Source organism: Azospirillum sp. Sh1, from assembly GCF_008365135.1.
Classification (GTDB): domain Bacteria; phylum Pseudomonadota; class Alphaproteobacteria; order Azospirillales; family Azospirillaceae; genus Azospirillum; species Azospirillum oryzae.
On sequence record NZ_VTTK01000005.1, the window covers coordinates 184311 to 198071 of the forward strand.

Sequence of the window (13761 nt, forward strand, 5' to 3'; positions counted from 1 at the left end):
GCACGGTCCGGCCTCGCGGGGAAACCTCGACCTGGCCCCATCCGGAACGGCTTCAGGAGCACCGCCATGCCGCCTTTCACCCTCTTCGCCTCCAAGCACACCGGTCCCGCCGGGCGGGCGACGCCGCCTTTCCGCCGGCTCGCGCTGCTGGGTCCTCTGCTCGGCCTTCTGCTGGGGACGGCGCTGTCGGGCTGCGGCGGTGGCGTCATGGCGGTGAACTACATCGCCAGCCAGTCAGAGCTGAAGGCGTCCGCCAACCTGTCGGACACCGATCTGGCGGACCTGCGCGACGGCCGCCTGACGGCGCTGCGCGAGCGCTATGACCATGTGCCGGCCGACCGGCTCAGCGACGGACAGCTGTCGCTGCTTTGCGACGTGCGGCTGAAGCTGCAGGATTTCGGCAGGGCACAGCTCTGCAACGAGACTTTGGCCGTGCGCGCCGCACGGAACGGCGATGCCGCCCTGATCGGCAAGGTGCGCGGCAGGCGCGCCCTGTTCGCCCTGGCCCAGCAGCGCTATGGCGACGCCGTCGCCGAACTGGAGGGCAACCAGAGCGAGGGAGCCCGTTACGTGCGCGCGCTCGCCCAAGCCCGGCTCGGCAAGACCGCGGAGACCCGCGACGCCGCGGCGTTGCTGGGCAGGCAGTTCAAGCCCCGCCCCGTCTTCTACGCGGCCTCGCTCTACGCCGCGGCCGGCGACTGCGGGCAGTCCCTGCGGCTGCTGGAGGACCCGGAACGGCGGCTGCTCGCCGATTACGGTCTGACCGCCCTTTCCGCTGGCGCAAGCGCCAACCCATCTGGTGGCGCAAGCGCCAGCCCATCTGGTGGCGCAAGCGCCAACAAGGCCCCGTTCCGCCTCGATGTCTTCGACGATTTCAGCTATGGCTGGTTCGGCGACTTCTCCTTCGCGCCGGCCGCCAATGTCTATGTGGAGATGCTGGCGGCGCAATGCATGGCCGAAACCGGCCGGACCGCCATGGCGGTCGACCGGCTGAACCGGCTGCTGGCCTTCCCCGATCTGCCGGCCTACCGCGACGTCCACTGGGCGGCGATGTACCGGCTGGGCCGTCTGCGCCAGCAGGCCGGCGACCGGGACGGCGCCCTGTCGCTGTTCCGCTCCGCCGCCGAGGTGGTGGAACAGTCGCGCGCGACCATCCTCAGCGAAGACGGCCGCATCGCCTTCGCTCTCGACAAGCAGCAGCTCTATGGCGATCTGGTCGACGGGCTGCTCCGCCAGGGGCGGCAGGAACAGGCGCTGGAGGTGGTGGAGCGCGCCAAGAGCCGCGTCCTGGTCGACATGCTGTCCAGCCGGCGCGACTTCGCGCCGGACGACCTGCCGGTCGGGGAGGCGCGCCAGCTGCTCGCCCAACTCGACGAGGCGCAGGCCTCTTTCTCGACGATCGCCTTGCGTGGCGACGGCGGGGCTGCGGGCGGCGGTACGGATGCCGCCCTGTCAGCGATCCGCGCCGCCAACGGCCGCATCCGCAGCCGGTCGCCCAGCCTGGCCCCTCTGGTCAGCGCCGTTCCCTTCCGCTTCGCCGAGTTGACGGCGGTCCTCCAGCCGGGAGAGGCCGGCGTCGTCTATTACAATGTCGGAGAGCACTGGTACGCTTTCGTCCTGTCTTCCGGAACGGCGCGCACGGTCGATCTGGGGACGCCGCCGGTCCGTACGCTGGTGCTGCAATTCCTCAAGCAGCTGTCGGATCCGGCCAGCACCGGCTATTCCGCCGCCGCGCGCGCGCTCGGCGACGCGGTGCTGACGCCGGTGCTGGCCGGCGCGTCCGGACAGAAGCTGCTGATCGTCCCGCACGGTCCGCTCCATTACGTCCCGTTCGCCGCCATTGACGGCGCGGGCGGCCCGCTGGTCGCCCAACGCGCGATCCGGATGGCGCCCAGCCTCAGCGCGCTGGTCGCAACGCGGTCCCGGCCGGGCATGACGGCAGGCGCGGCCGACCGCCGCGGCGCGATCTTCGGCAACCCCGCCCGGCGCGAGGCCGGCCTCAACCTGCCGGGAGCCGAGGCCGAGGCGCAGGCGATCGCGCATATCTATCCCAAATCGGACCTGTTCCTGCGCGGTCAGGCCACGCTTGACCAGTTCCGCAGCGCGGCGCAGGGCAAGGCCTTCGTCCACATCGCCGCACACGGCCTGTTCCAGCCGGCCGATCCATTGGCGTCGCGCCTGCTGTTCAGCCCATCCGGCGACAACGCCGGCGATCTGACGGTCGGCGACCTCTACGGCATGCGGCTGGACTCGTCGCTGGCGGTGCTCAGCGCCTGCCAGACCGGTCTCAGCGACGTATCGCCGGGCGACGACCTGATCGGGCTGGTCCGCGGCTTCATGTTCTCCGGGGTGGGTGGGGTCGTCGCCACCTATTGGAACGTTGCCGACGAATCGACCGCGCTGCTGATGCAGACCTTCTACAGCCGCCTGAAATCCGGCGCCTCGGCGCAGGAGGCTTTGCAGGCCGGCCAGACGGCGGTCCGGCAGCGCTTCCCCCATCCCTTCTACTGGGCACCTTTCGCCCTGATGGGGGGCGATGCCCGCCTCTGACGGCCGGTGGCATGTCTCCGCAAAAAAGTTTAACAACCGGTCAGACCCACAACCGAACGGCCCGTCCGCCATGCAGCTCCTCCATCCCTGGCAGCAGGTCACCGTCGGCAGCGGCCTGATGCTGCATGCCCCCCTGACCGTCCGCGCCGATGCGGCAACGCTTCAGCGCGAGTTCGCGGCCCTCGACGCGGCGACGGGGGACGAGGGGCGCCAGTTCAGGGCCGGCGACGGCAGCTGGTCGTCGATCACCCTGATCGACGAGGGGCTCGGCTCCGACGGCATGCGCGCCATCGGCCGGCCGACCCCGGCACTCGACCTGATGCCGAGCGCCCGCGGCCTGCTGGAGGGGTTGGGCTGCCGCATCCTGTCCTGCTACGTCCACCGGCAGGAGCCGGGCGGCCTGCTCCGCTGGCATTACGACAATGCCGCCCTGCACTGGCCCGAAGCGCGGCTGATCGTTCCGGTCCTCGTCCCGTCCGCCGCGGTGACCTGGATCGGCGACAGCCCCGCCGCCTATCCGGCCGGCACGCCGTGGGCCGGCGACTTCACCTTTCCCCATCAGGTGGAGAATGCGCCGGAGGCGCAGCGCATCGTCCTGCTGGTGGACGTGGTCAGCGACGACCGCGCCCGGTCCCTCGCCCCGGCGGAGCTGTACGACCGGCCGGCGCTCCGCCACGCATTGAGGGAGCAGGCGGTGACCAGTCTCCTGGCGAACCGGGATCTGGGGCCTGTCTGACGCGGAACGCCCGACGGCGGCTCATCCCCCCTGCGAGCCGCGGCCTTCTCAAGTCCCACGAAGGATCCGTTCCGCCGCTGTCGCCTTGCGCCTATAAGGTTTCCGTCCGCCGGCGGTGCCCGGCCCATCGCGCGACGGAGCGCCGACGCCCCTTGCCTACCATCACCCCGTCTGCCCTCACCCCGTCTGCCCTGCCGTCCTCCCCCTGGCGCTTCCTGTGGATGTTCGTGCGCGACGGCTTCCTCGGCCGCGCCATCCTGCTGAACCTCGCCGCCGCCGGCGGGATCGGGCTGATGGGGATGGAGCCGGTGGCGATGCGCGGGCTGGTCGACGCGCTTGCCGGACTCTCGGGAAGCCAGCCCGCCGGCTCTCCCGGCTGGACGGCGGAGGTGATGCGCTGGTTCCTGCTGCTGGGCGGGCTGTGGATCGCGTCCGCCCTGTTCAACCGCCTGCGCGAGCTGGTGGACCTCCACACCTCGCCGGCGTTGCGCCATGCCATCCAGGTCCGGCTGTTCGACCACCTGATCGACCATTCGCCGCGCTACTTCCAGGACAATTTCGCCGGCAACCTGGGCCAGAAGGTCAAGCAGGCCGGGCAGAGCGCCATCCAGATCCTGGAAATCCTGACCAACGACATCATCCGCATCGTCGTCATCCTCGCCATCGGCCTGACCCTGCTGGCCTCGGCCCAGACCCTGTTCGCCGGGCTGCTGGTCGGCTGGACCGCCGCGCACCTGACCCTGTCGGCACTGCTGGCCCGGCGCTGCCTGCGGCTGTCGCACGCCTTCTCCGAAGAGGTGTCGTCGACCACCGGCCGCATGGTCGACGTCATCGCCAATGCCGAGCTGGTGCGCGCCTTCGCCCGCCGCCGCCAGGAGCTGGCCGGCCTGTCCGACGCGCTGACCGGCGAGATCGACCGCTCCAAGGAGCTGCGCTGGTTCCTGACCAGGATGTGGTTCTGGCTGTTCAACGCCCTGCTGGTCTTCCAGATCACCCTGATCGGCCTCGCCGTGTCGGAGGCGACGGCCGGCCGCATGAGCGTCGGCGACTTCGCCATGGTCTTCTCGCTGGCCAGCATCGTCGGCGCCAATGTCTGGGGCCTGTCGACGCGCATGCTGGGCTTCTTCGAACAGCTGGGCATCCTGTCCGGCGCCCTGGAGCTGATCGTCCGTCCGCACGAGATCCCGGATCCGCCCGGCCGCCCCGATCTGGCCGTCACCGCAGGCGCCATCCGCTTCGAGGATGTCCGCTTCGCCCATCCGGGAGGCGGGGCGGTGTTCGACGGCCTGTCGCTGACCATCCGGCCGGGGGAGCGGGTGGCGCTGGTCGGCCCGTCGGGGGCGGGCAAGAGCACGCTGGTCCGGCTGCTGCGCCGCCAGTTCCCCGTGCAGGGCGGCCGCATCCTGATCGACGGCCAGGACATCGCCGCGGTCAGCCTCGCCTCGCTCAACCGCGCGGTGGCCGAGGTGCCGCAGCTGCCCAGCCTGTTCCACCGCTCCATCTGCGACAACATCGCCTATGGCAGCGAGGGGGCGGACGGAAAGGGAGCCGGGGACGACGCCATCCGCGCGGCTGCGGCCCGCGCCCATTGCGACCGCTTCATCGAGGGCCGCGCCGGCGGCTACGACACCGTGGTGGGGGAGCGTGGCATCCAGCTGTCGGGCGGCGAGCGTCAGCGGGTCGCCATCGCCCGCGCCTTCCTGAAGGACGCGCCGATCCTGGTGCTGGACGAGGCGACCTCGTCGCTCGACTCCGAGACGGAGCATCTGATCCAGGACGCCCTGCTCGGCCTGTTCGAGGGCCGCACGGTGATCGCCATCGCCCACCGGCTGTCGACCGTCACCGGCATGGACCGCATCCTCTATATGGAAGCCGGCCGTATCCTGGAGGACGGCGACCATGCCACCCTGCTGCGCCGCGACGGCCCCTATGCCCGGCTGTGGCGCCGGCAGGTCGGCGGCTTCCTGCCGGACGATGCCGGCTCCCCCGTTGGGACCGGGGCCACCGACATGGAAAAGGTGCGATGATGCGGATCCGACCGGCACTGCTGCTCGCCGCCAGCCTGTTGTTTCACATCCCGGAGGCCGCCGCCATGTCGCCAGCCATGTCCCCCTTGCCCTTTTTCCAGCGGGTCGAGCGCGTCGGCCTGCTCTGTGCCGTGGACGCCGAGGGCGGCCCGGCCGCCGATCTCGGGGATGACGCGCTCTGTGGCCGCGCCGCGGCGGTGCTGTCGGGACTGCTGGCCTCCGGCCCGGCGGTCGCGGTGCTCGTCCCCAACGACGCCCGCATTGTCGACCCGGACACCCTGCTGCTGCTGGTCCACGCCACGCTGCGACCGGATGACGGAAAGCGGATTTTCTCGCTCGCCGCGACCCTCCAGCGCACCGGATCCGCCGGTAGCGCGCCGTTTTTCATGATGCCGCCCCAGGCTCTGGCGCTGCCCGGCAAGCTGGACGAAAGTCTTTTGGAGCAGGCGCTCCGCCGTCTGCTGACCCCGCTGGCGAAGGCCCTGCGCGCCAATCCCTGAGGGGGCGGAGTTTGGAGTCTTGTCGCAGGGGGGAGGGGCGGGATTGGGAAGGTGCTCTTGCCCCCTCCCTAACCCTCCCCCTCTTCGAGGGAGAGGGAACTGCCGCCGCTTCGGGGGTCAGTTCACGTTAACAAGCATCCTATCCCCTCTCCCACCGAAGGTGGGGGAGGGATGGGGAGGGGGCAATCGCGCAGCCCCTACCGGCAAAGCTGCGCGAACTTGCGCTCAGGGATCGGCGGCGGCGAGGGGTGCAGCATCAGCCCCTGTTCCTCGACATCGACCCGCGCATCGGGATAAACCGCAAGCGCAAGCTGCAGAGCCTCGATGAACCGCTTCCGGAAATCGCGCAGGCGGCTGTATCCGGCGCCGAACTGCTCGAACACCGCCGGCCAGGTGATCGGGGTGGAACGGTTCAGGCTGTGCAGCCGGTAGGCCAGCCAGATATAGATGTCGATGCTGGTGCTGTTGTTCTGGATGTGGCGCAGCGCCGGCTCCCAGATCGGCACCGGGTGGGCCTTCAGCTCGCGGAAGAAGGCTTCGGACAGCAGGACGCGGTCCTCCCACAGCGACCCCTGCCCCGGCTCCGCCCCGGCATTGGCCGAGAAATGGATGCCGCCCTTGACGATCGACCCCTTTTCGAAGCCGATGCTGTGGGCGTCCTCCCAGGCGAAGGTCAGGTTGCAGGCGGCGATGCGCGAGGCCTGTTCGCGGATGTCGCGATAGGTCTGGCCGCCAACCGACAGGCCCATGCGGTCAAGCCATTCGTGCATGCTGCGGCCCAGCTCGACCTCGCGGCTGTCGGTCTGGATCGCCCGGGTCTGCAGATACAGCAGGATCATCCGCGCGCGGCTGCCGTACGGAACACCGTAAAGCTTAAAGCCACCATTGCGGATCGGCAGTCGTCCCGGCTCGATCAGCAAGCGGATCTTATGTCCGCGACGCTCCCACGGCTGGTCGTCGGGAAGACGACGATGCGGAAGAGCCGTCAGCGCGAAGCCCGAATAGGTGATGCCAAGCTCCTGCCGCTCCTCTTCGAGGACGGCAGCGGCGACGTCGACTAGCGAACGCTGATCCGGATCGGTCTGGAGCGCCTTCGCCTGGTCACGTCCTAGCTGGGTGATCAGGGTATGTATCTGTCCCATAGCGAGCTGACCTTGGCACGACTTTGCGAGGAACCCTATATCACGGCCGGTTAGTGCCAGCAATTTGGAGTCTTGTCGCTCAAACTATTTGTACGGTTATTTGATTCAGTTAATAGTTTGCGCGACAAGACTCCAGTAGAGAATCGCGAGTCGCGCGACAAGACTCCAGAATTCCCGCGACAAGACTCCAGCGGATAGTCCCGATTGCCTGTGGATTTTCCGTCGGACGCGACAAGACTCCAGGCGGGACATTTCGATTCGGCCCCGAATCGCTTCCGATTCGCTTATTTCCGAGTCGCGGAGCCGAATCGGCCGCCGTCCGCCCGTGATTCATGCCCCGCGCCGATCCGATCCGCACCCGGGGTTTGGAGTTCTGTCGCGCCCCCAATCGTCCAGCCTTTGCCGCATCGCCGTCCCCATTCGTCCCTGTGGGAGCCGCCGGCCCCGGATCCGGGGGGTGCTCCGGGGATCGGCCGGCAGGGGGGCGCGACAAGACTCCAACCTCGACCCTGGCCTTATCGCCGCCGAACGGGGGGGGCCGGCGGGGGGATGTTTGGAGTCTTGTCTCGCTCCTTACCGCCCCGATCCCACCCCCATCCCGAAGAGGCGCCCCGGTCGGGTGGGTCTCGGAGGGGTGCTTGTGGAGCATGGAAAGCGCGGTCTATAACGAACCGCCGTGGCGCCGGCCATTGGTCCTGCCTTTGGTTTTCCGGCGCCCGGCCACATGTTCAACACAATGAATGGCGGCAGGATGAACGGCAATTCCGCGCAGAAGATCGTCCCGGTGCTGCTGTCCGGCGGTACGGGGTCCCGTTTGTGGCCCTTGTCGCGCGAGCTGTATCCCAAGCAGTTCCTGCCGCTCTGCTCCGACCGGACGATGCTCCAGGACACCGCCCTGCGGGTCAGCAGCCAAGCAGGCGGCGGCGCCGATGTCGTCTTCTCGGCCCCCCTGGTGATCTGCAACCAGGAACACCGCTTCCTCGCCGCCGAGCAGCTGCGCCAGTCGCGCTGCACGCCGCGCAGCATCATCCTGGAGCCGGCCGGCCGCAACACCGCCGCCGCCTGCGCCCTCGCCGCCCTCGCGGTGACGGCCGAGGATCCGGACGCGCTGCTGCTGATCCTGCCGGCCGACCACGAGATCCGCGACGCCGAGACCTTCCGCCGCGCCATCGTCATCGCCGCCCGCGCCGCCCAGGCCGGCCGGCTGGTCACCTTCGGCATCACCCCGACCCGGCCGGAGACCGGCTACGGCTATATCCGCCGCGGCCATTCGATGGACGAGGCCGACGGCGCCTACAACGTCGCCGCCTTCGTCGAGAAGCCGTCGCTGGAGGTGGCGGAGCGCTATCTCGCCGAGGGCACCTATGCCTGGAACAGCGGCATGTTCCTGTTCCCGGCCGCCCGCCTGCTGGCCGAGCTGGAGCGCCACGCCCCGGCGGTGCTGGCCGCCTGCCGCGAGGCGCTGGACCAGGGCTCCAGGGACCTCGACTTCTTCCGCCTGGACGCCGCCGCCTTCGCCAAGGCGCCCAGCATCTCCATCGACTATGCGGTGATGGAGCGCACCGACCGCGCCGCCGTCGTCCCCTGCGAGATCGGCTGGACCGATGTCGGCGCCTGGTCGGCGCTGTGGGATGTCGGCAACAAGGACGGCGAGGGCAACGTCATCGTCGGCGACGTGCTGCTGGAGGGGGCCCGCGACTGCTACGTCCGCAGCGAGAACCACCTGACCGCCGTGGTCGGGGTGGAGAACGCCGTGGTGGTGGTGGTGGACGACGCCGTGCTGGTCGCCGACCGGAGCCAAGCCCAGGACGTCAAGCGCATCGTCGACCGGCTGAAGGCCGAGGGGCGCAGCGAGTCCGTCAGCCACCGCCGGGTCCACCGCCCCTGGGGCTCCTACCAGTCGCTGCACACCGGCGACCGCTTCCAGGTGAAGAGCCTGACCATCGCCCCCGGCTCGCGCCTCTCCTTGCAGAAGCACCATCACCGGGCCGAGCACTGGGTGGTGGTCAACGGCACCGCGCTGGTCACCCGCGGCGAGGAGCAGGTGATGGTCTACGAGAACCAGTCGATCTACATCCCGATCGGCACGGTTCACCGGCTGGAGAACCCCGGCAAGGTGCCGCTGACCATCATCGAGGTGCAGTCCGGCTCTTATCTGGGCGAGGACGACATCGTCCGGCTCGAGGACGTCTACGGCCGCAACTGATCCGACGACCGGCCGCGGGGAGACATGAAGCGGAGGCGCCGCTTGTGTCTCTTTGCGGGCGTCGGCAATGGTGGCTTGGTCCGGATCGCCACCTTCCGGTAGAAAGAGGATGCGAGGGTGCCGCAGCGGCGCCCCGCCTTCTGCTGCCGGGACCATCATGACCATCGAGCCGCCGCCGGACGACCGCATCCCCGAACTCTATGCCGACGGGGTCTTCGACATCGGCTTCGGCAACGGCATGGTCCGCATCGACCTGTTCAGCCTGTCGGCGCTGCGCAAGGACGCCAACGGCCAGCCGCTGCCCGCCATCCGCCAGCGGGTGGTGATGAGCCTGCCCGGCTTCCTCGCCAGCCTGTCCGCGCTCGAGGGCATGCGTCAGCGGCTGGAGGCGGCCGGCGTGCTGCCGCCCAATTCCGGCTCCGTGCCGGGTGCGCCCGTCTCCGCTCCTGCGGTCCCTGCCGCTCCGGTCTTCCAGAGCCCGGTGCAGGCGACGATCCAGCCGGCCTCCCCCACCGGTCCGTCCGCTGGCCCCGCGACGCCGGCTCCGTCCGGACGGCCCCGCTCGCCGAATTTCGGCTGACCGATGCCGGACGCCAGCACGACCGTCGCGCCGCCCCCTCCGCCGGGTCCGGACGCCGCCCCCGACCGTGGCGCCCCTGATCGCGATGAAAGCACCGCGCTGCGCTGCCTGACGCTGGTGGCGCGCCATCACGGCCTGTCGGCCTCGCCGTCCGCCCTGCGCGCCCGCGTCGCCCCAGGCCCAAGCGGACCAAATGGCGAGCCGTCCACCGCCGACCTGCTGCGCATCGCCGCCGCCACCGGCTTCAAGGCGACCGCCCGCCGGCTGGACTGGAAGGCCCTGCAGGCCCTGCCCCCCGTCTTCCCGCTGCTGGCGCGGCTGTCCAACGGCAACACCGTCATCCTGGTCGGGCTGTCGCGTCCTGCGGACCCGGCGGAGGAACCGATGGTCGGCGTCGTAGACCCGCTGGCCGACCGGCTGGACGTGATCGACGTGCCGCGCAACCGCTTCCTGGAGCGCTGGGACGGCGAGCTGGTCTTCCTCAAGCCGCGCCACGGCCTCGCCGACCCGCGCCAGCCCTTCGGCCTGCGCTGGTTCGTGCCGGAGATCCTGCGCCAGAAATCCGCCTTCCGCGACGTGGTGGTGGCGGCGCTGGTGCTGCACGCGCTCGCCCTTGCCGTCCCGGTCTATTTCCAGATCGTGATCGACAAGGTGCTGGTGAACGAGACCGTCGCCACCCTGCAGGTGCTGACCATCGGCGTGCTGGCCGCCCTGCTGTTCGAGGCGGCCTTCCGCTTCCTGCGCCAGTTCATCCTGCTGTCGGCGGCCAACCGCATCGACATCCGCCTGTTGAACCGCACCTTCGGCCATCTGCTCGACCTGCCCATCACCTTCTTCGACGGGCATTCGGCCGGCGTCACCGTGCGCCACATGCAGCAGGTGGAGCGCATCCGCGAGTTCCTGACCGGAAACCTGCTGTCCACCGTGCTGGACAGCCTGGTGCTGCTGGTCTTCCTGCCGGTGCTGTTCTTCTATTCGGTCAAGCTGACGCTGGTGGCCCTGTTGTTCGCGGCCCTGATCGCCGGGGTGGTGGTCGCGCTGGTGCCGGTCTACCGCAGCCGCCTGCGCGACCTCTACAACGCCGACGCCGAGCGGCAGGCCATGCTGGTGGAGACCATCCACGGCATGCGCACCGTCAAGTCCTCGGCGCTGGAACCGCAGCAGCGCCGCAGCTGGGACCGCAAGGCCGCCCGCGCGGTGACCAGCCATTACCGGGTCGGCCGCATCTCCATCGCCGCCCGCACGGTGACGGAGTTCCTGGAGAAGGCGATGATGGTGGCGGTGGTCGCCGTCGGCGCCTTCGACGTCTTCGACCGCCAGCTGTCGGTCGGCGCGCTGATCGCCTTCCAGATGCTGTCGGGCCGGGTGGTGACGCCGCTGGTCCAGATCGTCTCGCTGATCCACCAGTACCAGGAGACCGCGCTTTCCGTCCGCATGCTGGGCGAGGTGATGAACCATCCGGCCGAGCCCCGGCGCGAGGGCAGCGGCGCCTGCCCCGCCCTGATCGGCCGCATCGAGATCGAGGGGCTCGGCTTCCGCTACGACCGCAACCGGCCGGCGGCGCTCGACGGCGTCACCCTGACCGTGCCGGCCGGCTCGGTCGTCGGGCTGGTCGGGCGCAGCGGCTCGGGCAAGAGCACGCTGATGCGGCTGCTCCAGGGCTTCTACCCGGTGCAGGAGGGCAGCATCCGCTATGACGGGCTGGACATCCGCGAGCTGGATCTGGCCCATCTGCGCCGCTCCATCGGCGTGGTGCTGCAGGAGAATTTCCTGTTCCGCGGCACCATCCGCGACAACATCGCCATGACCATGCCCGAGGCCAGCCGCGAGGAGATCGTCGAGGCCGCCCGGCTGGCCGGCGCCGACGAGTTCATCCACCGCCTGCCCGACGGCTACGACACGCTGGTGGAGGAGGGGGCGAGCAACCTGTCCGGCGGCCAGAAGCAGCGCATCGCCATCGCCCGCGCCCTGCTGCCCCAGCCGCGCCTGCTGATCCTGGACGAGGCGACCAGCGCGCTCGACCCCGACAGCGAGGCCATCGTCATGGCCAACCTGCGGCGCATCGCCCAGGGCCGCACCGTGCTGATCGTCACCCACCGGCTGTCCACCCTGACCGGCTGCGACACCATCGCCGTGCTGGAGCAGGGCCGCCTGCTCGACCTCGCCCCCCATCCCATCCTGCTCGACCGCTGCGCCGAATACCGGCATCTGTGGCAGCAGCAGAACCGGGGGCGCTGAAGCCATGCCCGATACACGCATATCCGGGGCGGATCAGGGCGCCGAAGCGGTGGAGACCGAAGCGGTCGAGACCGGCCGGGAGGTCGTCCCGGCCAAGGCCGCCCCCACCCCTCCTTCTTCCTCTCCCTCTCCCTCTGGCCGCCGTCGCCCCGCCCTGCCGGCGCCGTCGGCACCGCCGCCGGGCTTCGCGCTGGACTATCTGCCGGACGGGGCGGCGATCGAACATGCGCCGCTGCCTTGGCTCGCGCGCTCCACCCTCTATGTGCTGGCCGGGCTCTTGGCGGCGCTGGTCCTGTGGGCCGGCTTCGCCCAGGTCGACCGCATCGTCACCGCCGGCGGCCGGCTGGTGACCACGGCGCCGCTGGTGGTGGCCCAGCCGCTGGAGACCGCGGTGGTGCGCGGCGTCGACGTCCAGGTCGGCGACCGTGTGCGGGCCGGCGACCGTCTGGCGACGCTCGACCCCACCTTCGCCGCGGCGGATCTGGCCGACCTGACCGGCAAGCTCGCCGGCGTCGAGGCGCAGATCGGCCGGCTGCGCGCCGAACTGGACGGCAGCGACTTCACCCCCGCCGCCGGCAATCCTGACGCTGCGGTCCAAGCGGCCATCCTGGAGCGCCGCCGCGCCGAATACCGTTCCCGCCTCGCCTCGCTGGACGAGAAGGCCGGGCAGCTGGACAGCGCCATCGCCGCCAGCCGCCGCGCCCAGGCCGGCCTTGCCGAGCGGCTCGCCGTGGTCGGCGAGGTGGAGGACATCCGCCGCCAGTTGCAGGAGCGCCAGACCGGCTCGCGCCTGACCTGGCTCGAGGCGCGGATCGAGCGGCTGCGCATGCGCGACGACCTGACCGCCCTGCAGGACCGCGAGCGGGAGAGCGCGCACGAGCTGCGCGGCATCCAGGCCGACCGCGCCGCCTTTGTCGACGAATGGCGCCGCAAGACGGCGGAGGAGCTGGTGGAGCAGACCCGCCAGCGGGCCACCCTGGTGGAGCAGATCGCCAAGGCCGAGCGCCGCCGCTCGCTGGTCACCCTGACCGCCCCGGTCGACGCGGTGGTGCTGGAGGTGGCCAAGCGCTCCGTCGGCTCCGTCGTCCGCGAGGCCGAGCCGCTGGTCACCCTGGTCCCCGCCGACGTGCCGCTGGAGGTGGAGGCCGAGATCCCGTCGCGCGACATCGGTCTGATCCGTGTCGGCGACTTCGTGCGGGTGAAGCTGGACGCCTTCCCCTTCCAGCGCCACGGCACCCTGTCCGGCGAGATCCGCACCATCAGCGCCGACGCCTTCACCCACGACCCGACCCAGGGCGGCTCGCAAGGAAGCGGGGCAAACTCCATCAACGCCGACGCCCCCCGCCCGGCCGCCGGCGCCGTCTTCCGCACCCGCATCCGCCTGACCGACACCCACCTGGAGGCGGTGCCCGCCGGCACCCTGCTCAGCCCCGGCATGGTCGCCTCGGCCGAGATCCGGGTCGGCACCCGCTCGGTGCTGTCCTACTTCCTCTATCCCGTCATCCGCGCGCTGGACGAGAGCATCCGCGAGCCCTGAGGATCCCCGTCATGGGATGGGGGTTCGGGATGGCAGCGACCATTCCGATGGTGGTAGGTATAGCCGCGTCCAGGCTCACAACCGATCCGCCGGGTTATCCGCCGGGTCATGGACCGGAAACGCGGCTTGCCGGTCCGGTCCGTCCGTGCCCTGCGGCCCATCGCCAGCTATCGCCACCAGCCACCGTGAATCCCGCCATGCCCTTTGCACCCGATCGAAGCGACCCACGGCTCCGCCTGGGTCGA

At 70.3% G+C, this 13761-nt stretch carries 9 protein-coding genes; 8 read left to right on the forward strand and 1 reads right to left on the reverse strand.

Going from position 1 to position 13761, the window contains the following annotated elements; genetic code table 11:
- Positions 1-66 precede the first annotated feature (66 nt).
- From FZ029_RS08010 to FZ029_RS08025, 4 genes are all read left to right on the forward strand, one after another.
- On the forward strand, positions 67-2550 hold the full coding sequence (locus FZ029_RS08010) for a CHAT domain-containing protein (RefSeq protein ID WP_149268776.1): 2484 nt from the start codon (positions 67-69) through the stop codon (positions 2548-2550).
- A 70-nt stretch (positions 2551-2620) separates the two neighbouring features.
- Complete coding sequence (locus FZ029_RS08015) at positions 2621-3286, forward strand: aspartyl/asparaginyl beta-hydroxylase domain-containing protein (RefSeq protein ID WP_149268777.1); 666 nt, start codon at positions 2621-2623, stop codon at positions 3284-3286.
- A gap of 152 nt (positions 3287-3438) precedes the next feature.
- A complete protein-coding gene (locus tag FZ029_RS08020; protein ID WP_247892199.1) occupies positions 3439-5313 on the forward strand; it encodes an ABC transporter ATP-binding protein in 1875 nt (624 codons plus the stop codon).
- Positions 5310-5813, forward strand: coding sequence for a hypothetical protein (locus tag FZ029_RS08025; RefSeq protein WP_247892200.1), 504 nt, complete (start codon positions 5310-5312; stop codon positions 5811-5813). The genes FZ029_RS08020 and FZ029_RS08025 overlap by 4 nt, the downstream gene beginning before the upstream one ends.
- A gap of 197 nt (positions 5814-6010) precedes the next feature.
- Here FZ029_RS08025 and FZ029_RS08030 read toward each other — a convergent pair whose 3' ends face one another.
- Positions 6011-6955, reverse strand: coding sequence for a replication protein RepA (locus tag FZ029_RS08030; RefSeq protein WP_012978551.1), 945 nt, complete (start codon positions 6953-6955; stop codon positions 6011-6013).
- A gap of 751 nt (positions 6956-7706) precedes the next feature.
- Between FZ029_RS08030 and FZ029_RS08035 the strand changes: the two genes are divergently transcribed.
- The 4 genes from FZ029_RS08035 to FZ029_RS08050 all read left to right on the forward strand — a co-directional run bounded on the left by FZ029_RS08035 (position 7707) and on the right by FZ029_RS08050 (position 13516).
- Positions 7707-9161 carry a mannose-1-phosphate guanylyltransferase/mannose-6-phosphate isomerase gene (locus FZ029_RS08035; RefSeq protein ID WP_149268778.1) on the forward strand — a complete coding sequence of 485 codons (1455 nt, stop codon included), beginning with the start codon at positions 7707-7709 and terminating at the stop codon, positions 9159-9161.
- A gap of 157 nt (positions 9162-9318) precedes the next feature.
- On the forward strand, positions 9319-9741 hold the full coding sequence (locus tag FZ029_RS08040) for a hypothetical protein (RefSeq protein WP_149268779.1): 423 nt from the start codon (positions 9319-9321) through the stop codon (positions 9739-9741).
- Between the two features lie 3 nt (positions 9742-9744).
- Positions 9745-11979 carry a peptidase domain-containing ABC transporter gene (locus FZ029_RS08045; protein WP_188051865.1) on the forward strand — a complete coding sequence of 745 codons (2235 nt, stop codon included), beginning with the start codon at positions 9745-9747 and terminating at the stop codon, positions 11977-11979.
- A gap of 4 nt (positions 11980-11983) precedes the next feature.
- On the forward strand, positions 11984-13516 hold the full coding sequence (locus tag FZ029_RS08050; protein ID WP_149268780.1) for an HlyD family type I secretion periplasmic adaptor subunit: 1533 nt from the start codon (positions 11984-11986) through the stop codon (positions 13514-13516).
- Positions 13517-13761: the final 245 nt, after the last annotated feature.